The 14,041-nt window shown below is 66.3% G+C and carries 11 protein-coding genes and 1 other annotated feature; of the genes, 1 reads left to right on the top strand and 10 read right to left on the bottom strand.

What is annotated here, in order from left to right:
- Positions 1-129 precede the first annotated feature (129 nt).
- A complete protein-coding gene (locus E9232_RS03640) occupies positions 130-1,326 on the top strand; it encodes a fatty acid desaturase (protein ID WP_309792193.1) in 1,197 nt (398 codons plus the stop codon).
- Between the two features lie 9 nt (positions 1,327-1,335).
- Here E9232_RS03640 and E9232_RS03635 read toward each other — a convergent pair whose 3' ends face one another.
- The 10 genes from E9232_RS03635 to E9232_RS03590 form a co-directional block, all read right to left on the bottom strand.
- Positions 1,336-2,721, bottom strand: a complete 1,386-nt coding sequence (locus tag E9232_RS03635) for a sensor histidine kinase (protein WP_309792192.1) — start codon at positions 2,719-2,721, stop codon at positions 1,336-1,338.
- Positions 2,718-3,914, bottom strand: coding sequence for an FIST signal transduction protein (locus E9232_RS03630; protein ID WP_309792191.1), 1,197 nt, complete (start codon positions 3,912-3,914; stop codon positions 2,718-2,720). Before E9232_RS03630 ends, E9232_RS03635 begins: the two co-directional genes overlap by 4 nt.
- Before the next feature lie 520 nt (positions 3,915-4,434).
- Entirely contained in the window at positions 4,435-4,788 is a 354-nt protein-coding gene (locus tag E9232_RS03625) for a hypothetical protein (protein WP_309792190.1), read from the bottom strand.
- 160 nt (positions 4,789-4,948) lie between these two features.
- A complete protein-coding gene (locus E9232_RS03620; protein WP_309792189.1) occupies positions 4,949-6,154 on the bottom strand; it encodes a class I SAM-dependent methyltransferase in 1,206 nt (401 codons plus the stop codon).
- Positions 6,155-6,458: 304 nt separating this feature from the next.
- Positions 6,459-6,514: a sequence feature (sul1 is cis-regulatory element that is thought to sense ions involved in sulfur or methionine metabolism; They are found in Alphaproteobacteria), on the bottom strand.
- 594 nt (positions 6,515-7,108) lie between these two features.
- Positions 7,109-8,116: a DSD1 family PLP-dependent enzyme gene (locus E9232_RS03615; RefSeq protein ID WP_309792188.1), complete on the bottom strand. Its 1,008-nt coding sequence runs from the start codon at positions 8,114-8,116 to the stop codon at positions 7,109-7,111.
- 126 nt (positions 8,117-8,242) lie between these two features.
- Positions 8,243-9,865 carry a GMC family oxidoreductase gene (locus tag E9232_RS03610; RefSeq protein WP_309792187.1) on the bottom strand — a complete coding sequence of 541 codons (1,623 nt, stop codon included), beginning with the start codon at positions 9,863-9,865 and terminating at the stop codon, positions 8,243-8,245.
- Positions 9,862-10,389, bottom strand: a complete 528-nt coding sequence (locus tag E9232_RS03605) for a hypothetical protein (RefSeq protein WP_309792186.1) — start codon at positions 10,387-10,389, stop codon at positions 9,862-9,864. The genes E9232_RS03610 and E9232_RS03605 overlap by 4 nt, the downstream gene beginning before the upstream one ends.
- Positions 10,386-11,840, bottom strand: coding sequence for an aldehyde dehydrogenase family protein (locus E9232_RS03600; protein WP_309792185.1), 1,455 nt, complete (start codon positions 11,838-11,840; stop codon positions 10,386-10,388). Before E9232_RS03600 ends, E9232_RS03605 begins: the two co-directional genes overlap by 4 nt.
- A complete protein-coding gene (locus E9232_RS03595) occupies positions 11,840-12,988 on the bottom strand; it encodes an amidohydrolase/deacetylase family metallohydrolase (protein ID WP_309792184.1) in 1,149 nt (382 codons plus the stop codon). The genes E9232_RS03600 and E9232_RS03595 overlap by 1 nt, the downstream gene beginning before the upstream one ends.
- Before the next feature lie 23 nt (positions 12,989-13,011).
- On the bottom strand, positions 13,012-14,028 hold the full coding sequence (locus E9232_RS03590) for an ABC transporter ATP-binding protein (RefSeq protein ID WP_309792183.1): 1,017 nt from the start codon (positions 14,026-14,028) through the stop codon (positions 13,012-13,014).
- Positions 14,029-14,041: the final 13 nt, after the last annotated feature.

Raw genomic sequence — 14,041 nt, 5'->3', positions numbered from 1 at the left:
CACTGTGGCCTTCGCAATCCCATGAGTATAAGGCTACTTTTTAGGCAATTTTGATCCTTTGAACCGACCTACGATCCTTCTAAAGCTGATGATAAATCACTGCCACGGCGATGCGGAGGGGAGCGTTCCATGTCTGGCCTTGCTGCCGAAATCGACGATACTGGTGCGCGGGAAGCCTCGGTCACCGTGCGACGCGATCCTCGCCAGGAGATGGCAGCGCGATTGCCCGCCGTCATCCAGCCTTTCCTGTCATGGCTGACCGCCAGGCCGGCGCCGGACGAGAAGGAGATCGTGCGTTCCCCGACACACTTCGTGCATCAGGGCTGTCTTTTGATCGTGGCGGGGCTCACGGCCGGCGTGCTCGCGACCTTGGCTCCGACGATCCAGGCCGACCTTCTCCTGTTCGTCTCTCTGACGCTCACCACTTCCGGCCTCGGGATTTTCCAGGTTGTGGTGTTCCACCACTGCGGCCATGGCACCGTGTTTCGCACCTGGGAGCGCAACCGGCTGGTTGGACGGCTGGTCTCGGCCCTCTTCCTGTTCAAGCATTTCGATCACTATCGAAAGGAGCACATGTATCACCACAGCGCCCGCAAGCTGCTGACGGAGGAGGATGAGTTCGCCGACTTCGTCCTCGGGATGTGCCGTCTCGAGCCGGAGCTCTCGAAACGCGAGCTGTGGCGGCGTGTGCTGGTCAATGTTGTCTTTTCGCCCGGATTCCATCTCCGATTCCTGCTCCGCCGAATGGGCGCCGCAATGCGTTCACACGACCGGGAACACAATGCGGTGGCCGTGGCTGCCCTGGTGCTGCCAGCGGCGGTTTCGGCTATCGCCGGCCATTTTCTCGCCTATCTCCTCATCTGGTTCCTGCCGCTGACCGTCCTCCTGCAATGGGCGACGATCGGGCGGATTCTGTGCGAGCACCGCTTTCCCGCACCGGAGTTGATCGTTGCCCGGGACAAGGAGTTCATTTGTCTGGCGACCGCGGGCGTATTCCCTGGCGTCGTCCCGCCGAGAGAGCAGGCGTGGTCGCCATCGGGCTTCGCCGCCTGGAGCCTGTGGTGGCTGAACATGCTCACGGTCCAGTTGCTGGTCCGCATCATCGTTTTGGTCGGGGACGCGCCCTGCCACGACTTCCATCATCGCCGCCCGTCGACCAAGCTCTGGACTGACTACATCCATGCTCGGCAGAAGGACGTCGACGCCGGGTGCCCGGGCTTTCCGTTGAACTACGGCGAGACCTGGGGCCTGTTCCGCGCCATCGACGAGAACCTCGCGACCTTAACTGCGACCCCCAGGGGCGCCATACCGACATGGCCACGCTGACAGTCCGGTTCAGCGCTTTGCCGTCGGTCTCCCCGCTCGCCCCGGGCTTCCCAGCGAAGCTGGAAAGACGATGCGGACGGTCGTTCCCCGGCCGGGCTCGCTCTCGATCATGACGGCACCGCCATGGGCCTCGACAAGGCCCTTTGTGATCGGCAGGCCCAATCCAGTGCCCGCGATCTTGCGGGTCAGAGCGTTATCGAGCTGACGAAACGGCTCCATCGCGATCGCGATGTCCTCGGATCGCATGCCGATCCCGGTGTCACTGACCGAGATTTGGATCGAGCTTTCCGCTCCGAACTCGATATCGACAGCGATCTGGCCGTCCGGCGGCGTGAACTTGATCGCGTTGCCGATCAGGTTGTCGAGGATCTGGCGGAAGCGGACCGAGTCGACGAGAAGCCCGAAGGCGGGATCGATGGGCGACACCGACAGAGTAATGCCTCGTTCCTCCGCCATCCCTTGTGCCGCCCGGATGGCGCCTCCCACGGCATGTTCCAGGCGGATCCACTCGGGCTGGATGGCCAGATGTCCCCGGGCGATGCTCGAATAGTCCAGAATATCGTTGATGAGGCGGAGAAGGTGACGCCCCGAGCTGGCAATTTCGGCCGCATATGTGCCGGACCGTTCCTCAGTCAGGGCGGAGGATCGCTTCGAGGACATAATGTCGGCCAGGCCGATGATGGCGTTCAGTGGAGTCCGCAATTCATGGCTGAGCGTCGCGAGAAAGGCGGCCTTCGCCTCGTCGGCCTGCTCTGCCGCATGCATCGCCCGCCGCAGTTCCTGCTCCGCCTGCTTGCGCGCCAGCACGTCGATAAAGACCGAGAGGCCGCCCTCGATGAGCTCCTGATCGCCGGCCTCGAAAGCGCGGCTCACATTCGCCTCGGACCGGTTGCCGATCATGAGGGCATGGCCAGTCGTCCGGTCATACGCCCAGAGCACATAGGGCAGTTGCAGGATGCCGGTGAGCTCATATGCCGGTGGCTCGATACGACTCTGGGCGGTGGTGAAGAAAAACTCAGGCACGCTCGGAAGCGTGATCGGCGATGCTGCCTTCTCGCGCAACCCGATCGCATGTGTCACGCGGAAGACGCGGCTCCCAGGAACCTCCTCGACTAGAAGAGCTGCGCGATCGCACATCGAGTTGTCGATGACGATCTCCAAGATCCGGTCACCGAGATCCTCCGCTCCGATCACGGTGTCGGCAAGACGGTGGGCCTCGCGGATCAGCTTGGCCAACGTTCGGCTGCGCCTCGCCTCGCGAAAGGCTTGGCTCTGCTCTTCCTGCAATCGCAGCAGGCGGGCGCCGAGATCGTTGCATTCCCGCTGATAGTAGGCGAGCTCGCGCTCCAATTGACCGGGCGAAACGCCGACGGCTCCCCGCGAACCGGTGATCATCGGGCGGACAGCACAGTCAACAGACCCGTCCAGTCGAGAGGACGGCTGTAGCCGTTGAAGGGTGCGATCTCGACGCCTGAGTAGAATCCAAGGAACGGGATCGTCGGGCTGAGGCCGTCTGCCACCAGCCGTGCCTCTTCGACCGCGGCGCCGCTGCGAGCACTGGCGCGGCCGGCACAATCGATATAAATCGCCAGAAGTGGCTGTCCGCCGCTTTGTGCGTGGTTGATCTTGCTGATCCCGCTCCGGACACTGTCGAGCATGAGCGCGTTGTCTCGGGACATGATCTGAACTCGCGTGCCGAGATGGAAGTCCTTCTCGAACAAGGTGATCGAGCCTGTGGTCCGATTGGCCCGCAGGATCAGGCGATTGACATAGCTGTTTTCGTCGTAGGGAGCGTAGGGGTCGCCTTGCTTCTCGCCCAGCGTTGCGATCAACGACAGGTCCTGCGACGACGTGTTACCGAGGGTGACGCCCAGCATCTGTTCGATCACGCCCAATGCGGAGCGGCCGTCGAGTTCGAAGACCTCCGCCCCTTCGATGCGCGTGATCTCCATGAAAGTGCTCACCGGTCGACAGCCATGCAGGATGACGGTTTCGTCCTTCAGTTCCGGCGGGAAGACGAGGGCGACGGCGGCATGCTTGGCAACGCTCCTGCCGTCGAGCACCCAGGCGTCAGACAGATTCATGTCGGTCAAAGTTCCGCCGCCGATCAGGCGAATCCGATGTCCCGCGAGCCCCGATTGTATGCCCGCGACGAGATCGCTCGCCGGATGAAGACGGAGCGGTGACTGGTTGGCGACGCTGTCGTAGAATAGCAGGGTGACTGCGTCCTCCGCCGCTCTCTCCCTGAGCTGCTGCCCAAGCGCGAGGCCCGCGGCATACTCGCCCTGCAGCAAATCCCGGTTGACCACGACTTCGGGCAGGAATTCGCCCTCGCCGAAGGCGATGAGCCCCACCTCCAACCCGCTATAGCCGAGGCCGTCCCGCCAGATGACGCCGGCAGCCGAACCGCCCACGATCGGCACATCTTCGCCGAAAGCGGCCCGAAGTGCCTTCACGATTTCGGTGCCGTCGTGCTTGCCGCCACAGAAGACCAGGAGGAGGTGGGGGACCATATCGCCCACCGCCGCGCGACACTGCTCAATCGCTGCCGTGGCCGAGACGCTTCTTCCATGACCAATCGCGACCATCGAGTCCCCCGAGATCATCGGCGCCCGTCACTTGGCGCCAGCAAAATGTCCATTCAACGGCAGGACGATTGCCATCACTCGCCCAAGTGGATGACCAAACCGAATATCTCGGTGACCGGCATGAAAATGCTCGGCGGCATCTCACCGTGATCCGAATGCTGCCTATCCTGGTACGACGTCGGGAAATCCACCTTCTCGGCAGCCCTCCATTCATCCGGGGCGCAAGCGCGTGATCATCCATCTCCTCAAATCCATATCAGCGTCGTCTGCGAGATGCGGTTACAGAAAGCTGCCTGCTGCCGGCGGAGCATACTGGAATATTTCGGAGCAGAGTTGGAGAGCCTGTATCAGAAGTATAATTCAGAAGCGCTGTGGCCGAGAAGCTCCAAATTCTAACACCTGTCGCTCGAGTTGCCGCAATGAGGACGTGCCCCGAGGGCCCACACCTGTGCCCATCTCCGGGCACGTCCCAATGATTACGGTCGATTGCTATCGGGAAATTCTTATCGGCTCGCGACAATCAAGTTCCCGACAGAGGGTTGCCGACACCAACCTGGACCGAGGAACCGAAGATGACCGAGGACATCATGGCCCTGCGCGTGCTGATGAAGAACAGCGCCGAGACCGATCTGCTGCCGAGATGATCGGGTTCGCTGCCCGGCGGCCGATGGGGATTGAGGTGACGGCGAAGACCCGCGCGGCGTTGGACGAGAAGCGCCCGGAGCGGCTGACGCGGCGCGACGGCAACCGCAACTGGGAGAGCCAGTGCGGTTGGAATCGGTAGGGATTTCGTCGCCGCGCTGACGATCAGCAGCTCGCCGTCCAGATCGAGCCGGCCGTGCCGATCGAGTGCCGGCAGCAGCACCAGGATCAACGGCTTCAAGCGCTCGAGCAGAGGCGGCCAGATGCCTCCCACAGCACCAACAGCACCTCGCGGACCGCACCGCAGTAGCAGACGCTCACCGCTCGGATGGCGGCTTCGTCGGCGTCAGAGAGCACTCAGAACGCCGCTGCACCAGGCGGCTATTTGGCCATCATGCTGTAGCCGGCGGCGGCAGGTATCCCGACACGGGAATCAGCTGCACGGCGATATTCAGGTCGCGCAGGGCTCGACGCACCTCTGTTTCGTATTCCGGGTTCATCAGCAGGATCGCATCGGGCGGACTGTCCTTCAGGGCCGCTGGTGGCACGATCTGATGGCCAGTACCGGCCGTAAAGGTTCCCGTCTTCAGTGGATTGATGTCAATGACGTGCTGGACGACATGCTGACCATTCCGATCCAGCAGGTTCAGGAAGGTGATCCCTTTCGACCCACCTCCCCAGAGCGCCAGGCGCTTTCCTTGTCGCCGGGCGAGGTCCATCCACTCACGCCAGGCCGTGACGGTCGCAGTGTAGCGGGCGCCAAACGTGTGAAAATTCTCAGCCACCGCGGGCGAAGACGCAGGATGGCGCGCATCGTGTGGCCCACAGATCGCCTCCGCGATCAGCAAATACCCCCCGAACGCGGGCTCGATCCGTTCGATACTCAAACCTGCCAGCCTCAACATATTGGCGAGCGACGAGGGGGTGAAATAAGACAGCTCCTCATAGAGGAACTCCCAGATACCGAGTTGATCCAGCATGAAGCCGCCGTTCGGAACCTCGATGAATAAAACCTGGGCCGGGCATGAAGCGTAGGCCTTGCGGATGGCACGGAGCAGATCCACGGGGCGGGGCAGGTGCTCCAGCACGTGACGAGTGCAGACGGCATCGGCATGCGGCGCCAGAGCCGGGTCGAAGACAGAGCTGATGAATCTCATCATGGCCCCGTCAACGGAGACGGTTTCACTGGGGCGGCTGGGTTCGAAGCCAATCCCGGTGCGGATCCCCCGCTGGCATAGTATGTGCAGGAACTCGCCCCGGCCACAGCCGATCTCCACGACCGTACGGCCTTTCAGATCATAGGCGGCGAAGAGCCGCTCGATGATGGCGTCTGTGAATTGCCGATAGCGTGGCGACGCCATCAACGAATTTTCGTAGTTCGCCTCATATGTGATCCGAGCCGGATCGAAAACCGCGTTGAAGACGTGTCCGCATCCGCGGCATCCGACCAGATCGATGTCTGCTCTGGCGACCTTCCTGGCCTCACTGGCGCTACGCCAAAGCTGGGTGCAGATGACAGGCACGGAGATGAGCTGAATCAGTCCGACAACATCCGCTCCACCACAGACGATGCAGAACAATTGGCTACGGCTTGGCATTTCTCCTCCACTGCTTTGAGGGAGCAAATATCTGAATAGACTGCGGCAAGACCGAGCTCGGCAGTGGGATCGCAAGAAAATCAGGAGAGTGGCCACAATATCCTGAAGACGGATACTCTGATCTCTATCTACACTTCCGGATCTTGTTCTGATATAGCGTCATCGACGCCGGTTGCGAAGCAACCCAATCGCAGAAGCGAGCACTCTCGCTGGGCCGCATCAGATGCATCCGGTGAACGGGTTCATTCTCATCGCGCCCTCGATCGAGAGCACAATCGATCTGACCGTCGCCACTGCGTCTTAGCGTTGTCCGGCGGATCAGCGGCCGGAATAGCCACCCGGAATCTCACCGGGTCCATGCGAATGTTCTTAGAGTAAGCATCTGCGGCGGGTCTGCAATCCCGTCCGCCCCGCCCAGCACCATCAATTTGTATGCTCCACTGCGGCCACTGGCCTATTCAAAGGATGAAAATACAACAATGGGTTTATTGCGTACCACTGATGGCACCGACTTCGGACTTCCGCTTTCCGCCCTTCACGGATGGTTTGCCCACGAGGATCGCGCCAAACGCTGCGCCTGACCTCGCACAGGAGCTGCCAGAACGGGACCGATCCGGCGCTCCGGTGCGCATGGGAACGGCTTCTGCCGAGGTGCTGATGTCGCGAGGGAAATAAGCCTTGGCGACCCCTGGTGGATGAAGATGAGAACTACGTCTTCGCCATAGCCCTATGATCCGCCCGCTGGCGATGGTGATCGCCGCTGGGGATTCTCACCGATGCGACAGATTGCTATTCCACGCTGCCGGTGGTTGCTTTTGCAAGCCATGCTCGCGATTTCACCGTCGCTCTCGCAGTTCAAATCGGGGACACGCAACCACCTACGCTCATGTACGCGACGTGCGATCGTGCACGCCATCGTGACGGTGGATTTGACGAGACCGGAAGACATACCGTTCAAGCCATGGTGCCGCGGGCGGCGACGGGCCACAGGCACTCGGCCCTGCCGTTGCGGATGCCGACATACCAGCCGTAGCGGTCGACGGTCGGGTCACAATGGCCCGGCACCAGGCGCAGCCGCTCGCCGAGCTTCGGCCGGGCGGCGCCGGGCTCGAGCACCAGCCGGCCATGTTCGTCCGACGGACCCTCGTAGCGTATGCCGTCGCGGCCCCAGACCAGGCGCATGCCGCTGTCGGTCGGCAGCGCCTTGTGGCCGGCATCGACCACGGCGGCACCGTCGCGCGGCACGCTCATCACCGTCGCCAGCACGAACAGCGCTTGGCGGAAGGGCGGCGGCGGGTCGTTGCGGGCATAGTCCGCATCCATGAAGGCGTAGGAGCCGACCTGCAGCTCGGTGAAGACGCCACTCACCGCCTCCAGCGCGAAGGTGCCGGTGCCGGCGCCGCCGACGATCGGGCAGTCAAGGCCGGCCCGGCGCAAGCCCTCCACCGTTCGACCGGCCGCCTGTGCCGCTTCGGCGATGGCGGCGGCGCGCTCCTCCGGCGACCGGCGGTGCTGGGCCCGGCCGCGATACGCCTGCAGCCCGCCGAAGGCGAGGTGCCGGCTGGCGGCGATGCGCCGGGCCAGCGCCTCCGCCGCCTCCCCCGGCGCCACGCCGCAGCGGCCGGTGCCGACATCGATCACGACCAGGACGGAGAGCCGCGTGCCCGCAGCCTCCGCCGCGGCCTCGATCGCCGCCACCCCGTCGGGATGGTCGGCGCAGACGGCGATCCGCGCGATCCGGGTCAGCGCCCCCAGTCGCGCCAGCTTGCGCGGAGACACCACCTCGTTGCTGACCAGGATGTCTGGCACGCCGCCCCAAGCCAGCACCTCGGCCTCCGCCACCTTCTGGGTGCATTGGCCGACCGCGCCGCGCGCCAGCTGCAGATGGGCGCTCACCGGCGATTTGTGGGTCTTGGCGTGCGGCCGCAGCTTCACCCCGGCCTGCGCCGCCAGCCCAGCCATATCGTCGAGATTGGCCTCGAAGGCGTCGAGGTCAAGGATCAGGGCCGGGTGTCGACCTCCTCCTCGCGCATGCCCGGCTCGGCCGGCGGCAGCGGCAGCGTCGATCAGACTCCTTGAGGCTCGGGCCTAGGCCGCCATCGGCCGGGTCGCGCCCTTCAGCTCGCGGAAATTGTCGCGGATATGGGTCGCCGCCCGCAAGGCCAGGGCCGAGATCGTCGGGGTCGGGTTGACCACGCCGCCGGTGGCCAGGACGCTGCCGTCGACGATGAAGAGGTTCGGCACGTCCCAGCTCTGCTGCCATTTGTTGACCACGGAGGTCTCGGGGTCGCTGCCCATGCGGCAGGTGCCGATCATGTGCCAGGCCGGAGTGCGGTAGACGCCGTCCTTGTCGCGGTAGTCCTGCAGCTTGACCTCGAAGGCGCCGGCGGCGCTGCCGATGTCGACCAGCCGGTCGAGCATGTAGTTCATCATCCGCCGGTCGTTCTCACCCGGCGCGTAATGCATGGTCGCGACCGGGATGCCGTCAGCGTCGCGCTTCACCGGGTCGAGGGCGACGCGGTTCTCCGGGTTCGGCAGGTCGTCGCCGATGGCGTAGACGCCGATGCCGTGGCCGAAATGGCGCTCGAACCAGCGGTGGTGGTCGCGGCCCCAGGGCGCCCGGGTCTCGGTGATCCAGCCGGCGGCGACCTCGGCGGCGGCGGAGGTGCTGGTCAGGCAGTTGAAGTTGAAACCGTTGACGAAGCCGCGGCTGACATCGGTCTCGGCGAATTGCCGGCTGATCAGCGAGGCGACATAGCCCATATGGCCGTCGATCGGCTCGTCGACCCAGATCTCGGCACCCACCAGCGTGTGGTGCAGCAGGTTGCGGCCGACCTGGTCCGACTGGTTGGCGAGGTTGTCCGACGCCAGCAGCAGCCGCGGCGTGCCGACGCCGTTGGCGGCGACGACCACGATCTCGGCCGGCTGGAACTCGGTGCGGCCGGTCTCGCGGTCGATGTAGATCGCGCCGGTGGCCCGCCCGTCCCTGCCCTTCTCGATCCGCAGCACCCGGGCGTGGATGCGCAGCTCGGTCCCGGCCGACAGGGCCTTGGGCCAGATCGACAGCGAATACTTGCTCATCGACCCGCGCGGGCAGCCGTTGCAGATGCCGCAGCCATTGCAGCCCGGCCGGCCATCATAGTCCTCGGAGATCACCCCGGCCTCGGCCGGCCACCAGTGCCAGCCGAGATGGTCGAAGGCCTGGGACAGGCGGTGCGCCGCCTTGGTGAAGGGCAGTGGCCCGGTCGGGCAGGAATCGCGCGGCGGCATCGCCGGGTCGCCGGCCAGGCCGCTGACGCCGATCATGCGGTCCGCCACCTCGTAGAACGGGGCGATATCCTCATAGGCGATCGGCCAGTTCGGCTGCAGCCCGTGCTCGTCGCCCTTGCGGAAATCGGACGGGCGATAGCGCGGCCAGATCGCGCCGTAGACATTGGTCGACCCGCCGACGCCGTTCCACATCAGCACCTGCGAGCTGTCGGAGACCACCGGATAGTCGTCCGGATGGTGGCGGCGGTTGACGTCGGCGTTCCACCGGGTCTTTCGCTGCCATGACCAGTCGGAGCTGTAATGCGGATGGTCGCCGGCCTCGACCCAGGAGCCCTGTTCGAGGCAGACCACGCTCAGCCCGGCCTGGGCCAGCACCACGGCGGCGAGCGAGCCGGTGGCGCCGGCGCCGATGATCAGGACGTCGCAGGATGGCTTGGTCATCGCTTCAGGCCCCAGGCTTGCGTGCGGTCGTTGTCGAGATCGAGGGTGGAAATGTCGACCGGGCGCACGTCCCCGGTCGCCTGCCAGCGGCCGCGGCCATGCTTCGGCGCGTCGCGTGCCGGGTCGAAACGCTGCAGCGGATAGCCCTTCACATGCGGCCGCAGCCGGTACGGATGGCCCTGGGCGTTGATCACCGCGACCACATAGGGGCTTTCGTAATAGGCGAAGTAGGCGGCGTCGCGGACCCAGCCGAACAGCTCCGGCTCCGCCGCCTCCAAGGCCCGGGCGATAGCGATGCGCCGCTCCTCCGGATGATCGGCGAACGGGCCGCCCGCCTTCAGGATCGCCTGGGCCAGCCGGGTCAGGTCCGGCTCGCCGCGCTCCTCGACCAGGCGGATCGCCAGGGTCGACTGGACGCCGACTGTCCCGCCGGAGGGCCAGTCGGCATCGCCCGGCAGCAGTAGCTCGACGAGGTCGGCCAGCAGCCGCGCCGCGACGGCGGATGAAGGTGTGGTTGTGGTCATTTCCCGGTCCGGGTGATCGAGATCATCTTGAGTTCGGTCATCGCCTCGAGCGTATGGCGGCCGCCGAGCCGGCCGATGCCGCTCTTGGTGCCGGAGCCGCCGCCGAAGGGCAGGTGCAGCTCCCAATAGGTGCTGCCGGCGTTGACGTTGACGATGCCGGCCGGGATCGCCTCGCCGAAGCGCAGCGCCCGGTCCAGGTCGGCGGTGAACAGGCCGACGCTGAGCCCGTGTTCGGTGTCCAGCGCCAGGTCCAGCGCCTCGGCATCGTCGTCGAAGGCCAGCACCGGCACCACCGGGCCGAACGTCTCCTCCCGGTTGATCCGCATGTCACGGGTGACCCCGGTGATCACGGTCGGCTCGAAGAACAGGTCGCTGCCCAGGTCCGGACGCGGCTTGCCGCCGGCCAGCACCGTGGCGCCGCGGGCGACGGCGTCGTCGACATGCTCGCGCACCTTGGCCGCGACCTTGGGGTTGTTCAGCGGCCCCATCGTCGTGCCCTGCTGCAGTGGGTCGCCGAGCTTGTGCGACCGGGCGATCTCGACCAGCCGCTGCGCCAGCGGCTCGACGATGCTGCGATGGGCCAGGACCCGGCCGGTGGCGGCGCAGACCTGGCCGGCGTTGAAGAAGGCGCCGCCGGCGGCGGCCACGGCAGCACGGTCGAGATCGGCGTCCGCGAACACCAGCACCGGCCCGTTGCCGCCCAGCTCCAGCAGCATCGGCTTGCCGGCACCGCGCTCGGCGATGCGCTGGCCGGTGGCTGGGCTGCCGGTGAAGCCGATGCCGTTGGTATCAGGGTGGGCGACGATCTCGTCGCCGACCACCGCCCCCTCCCCGATCACCAGATTGACCACGCCGGGAGGCAGCCCCGCCTCCTCGATCACCCGCATCAACTCGACCGCGGCCATCGATGTGGTCGGCGCCGGCACCCAGACGATGGTGTTGCCGGTGGCGATGCCGGGGGCGAGGTATTCGACCGGGATGTTGACCGGAAAATTCCAGGGCGTGATCACGGCATAGACGCCGCGCGGCTGGCGCAGGGTCAGCAGCAGCTTGCTCGGGTCCTCCGCCGGCAGCGTCTCGCCGCCCAGCTGCTTGACCAGTTCGGCCGCCAGCCGGAACCCGTCCGCCGCCTTGCCGACCTCGCCATGGGCCTCCTTGAACGGCTTGCCCTGCTCCAGGCTCAGGTTGCGGGCGATGCGGTCGCGCGCGCCGTCGATCTGCGCCGCGATGGCGAGGCAGGCCTTCGCCCGCTGCCACACCGGCGTCGCGGCCCAGCCGGCCTGCGCCGCCCGCGCAGCGGCGATGGCACGCCGCGCCGTCTCGCGGCTGCTGCGCGGCAGCCGGCCGATCGGCTCGCCGGTGGCCGGGTTGGTCGCCGGCATCCATTCCGGCTCCGCCTCCCAGCGCCCGCCGATGTGGTTGGCGAAGGTCTCGATGTCGTCGCGCTGCATCACTTCGTTCCTTCCGCCGGATGCCACCAGCGCCCGTTGACCACCACGCCCTCGGCGAAGATCCGCCGGTCGGCGGTCACGATTTCACCGCGCACGTCCTCCAGCGGGAAGGCGCCGTCCTTGAGCGACAGGATGCTGGCGTCGCCGACACTGCCCGGCCGCAGTGTGCCCAGCTCCGGCCGGTTCAGCGCCTTGGCGGCATTCACCGTCGAGGCGGCGATGACCTCGTCGAGCGGCATGCCCAGCTCCAGGAACTTCGACAGCGTCGTCACCTGGTCATAGGCGGGGCCGTTGATGCACAGCGCATGGACGTCGGAGGAGATGGTGTCTGGCTTGAAGCCCTGGGCCAGCATCGCCCGGCCGGTCTTCCAGGAGAACGACCCCTTGCCGTGGCCGATGTCGAACAGCACGCCGCGCTGCCGCGCCGCCAGCACCTCGGGCTTGATCTTGCCGTCGCGGGTGACCGGAGCGTTCGGAAAGGGCCGGAAGCAATGGGTCAGCACGTCGCCCGGCCGCAGCCGGTCCACCACCGCCTCATAGGAGGGCGGCGGCTCGTCGATATGGACCATCAGCGGCAGCCCGGTCTCGTCCGCCACCTGCAGGGCGACGTCGAGCGGGGCGATGCCGGCCGGGCCGCTGGCGATGCGGCCGATCCGCACCTTGATGCCGATGATGACGTCGCGGTTGCCGTCGGCGACCTCCACGGCATCCCGCGCGGCCATCAGCCGGATATCGTGGCTTTCCCCGACCATCACCCGCTCGGAGAAGGCGAAGATCCCGGCGAAGGAGACGTGCAGATAGACAAGGATGCGGATCTGGCTGGGGTCGATCACATGCTTGCGGAAACCCGGGAAGTTGCCGGGCCCGGCGCTGCCGGTGTCGACGCAGGTGGTGACCGCGCTCCGCCGCGCGAAGTCCTCGGCATCGATGCCGAGCGAGGTGCCGCCCCAATAGACATGGGTGTGCAGGTCGATCAGCCCCGGCGTCACGATCAGGCCGGAGACGTCGCGGACGGCGCCGCCGCCGGGATCCAGGCCGGCGCCGACCGCCGCCACCTTGCCGCCGGCGAAGGCGACGTCGGCGACGCGGTCGATGCCCTGCGACGGGTCGATCACCCGACCGTTCCGGAGCACGAGATCGAAGGCCATGGGATGCACGCTTCCTTGTGGGATCAGACCCGGGCGCCGCTGGCGCGGTCGAACAGGTGGATGCTGCGGTCGGCGGCGGTCAGGGTCAGGCTGGCGCCGGGGCGCAAGCCCCCGGGGTCGCCGCAGGTGGCCTTGACCATGCGGTCGCCGATCAGGACGTCGAGGAAATGGATCGGACCGGCAGGCTCGATCAGCGCCAGCTCCCCGGTCAGGGACAGCGCCCCGTCCTCCCGCCCGGCGGAGGGTGTCAAATCGTGCGGGCGGATGCCGACCACCCGGCTGTCGTCCTGGCCGCCGGAGACGGCGGAGCCCGGCAGGAAGTTCATCTGCGGGCTGCCGATGAAGCCGGCGACGAACTGGTTGGCGGGCTCGCGATACACCGCCATCGGGTCGGCGAATTGCTGCAGCACGCCGTCATGCATCACGGCGATCCGATCCGACAGGACCATCGCCTCCTCCTGGTCATGGGTGACGAAGATGGTCGTCACCGCCAGCTCGCGCTGCAGCCGCTTGATCTCGGTCCGCATCCGCACCCGCAGGCTGGCATCGAGGTTGGACAGCGGCTCGTCCATCAGCAGCGCCGCCGGGTTGCGGACGATGGCGCGGCCGACCGCGACGCGCTGGCGCTGGCCGCCGGACAGCTCGGCCGGCGACCGATCGAGCAGCTCCTCAAGCCCCAGCAGCTCCGCCGCCCAGGCGACCTGGCGCTTGATGGCGTCGGCGCCGACCCTTTGCTGGCGCAGCGGGAAGGCCATGTTGTCGCGCACCGCCATGTGCGGATAGAGCGCGTAGTCCTGGAACACCAGGGCGATGTTGCGGTCGCGCGGCGCCAGGCCGCTGATGTCGCGGCCGTCGAACAGGATGCTGCCGGTCGAGATCTCCTCCAGCCCGGCGATGCAGTAGAGCAGCGTGCTCTTGCCGCAGCCGGAGGGGCCGAGGAAGGAGATGAACTCGCCGTCGGCGATGTCGAGGTCGAGCCCCTTCAGCACCCGGTGCTGGGAGTAGCTCTTGGACACGGCGCGGATGTTGATCGAGGTCATGCGGGCCTCCCGG

This window comes from Inquilinus ginsengisoli (assembly GCF_031453975.1).
GTDB lineage: Bacteria > Pseudomonadota > Alphaproteobacteria > DSM-16000 > Inquilinaceae > Inquilinus > Inquilinus ginsengisoli_A.
The sequence above is the reverse complement of the archived record's forward strand: the minus strand, read 5'-3'. Positions and strand labels throughout refer to the sequence as shown.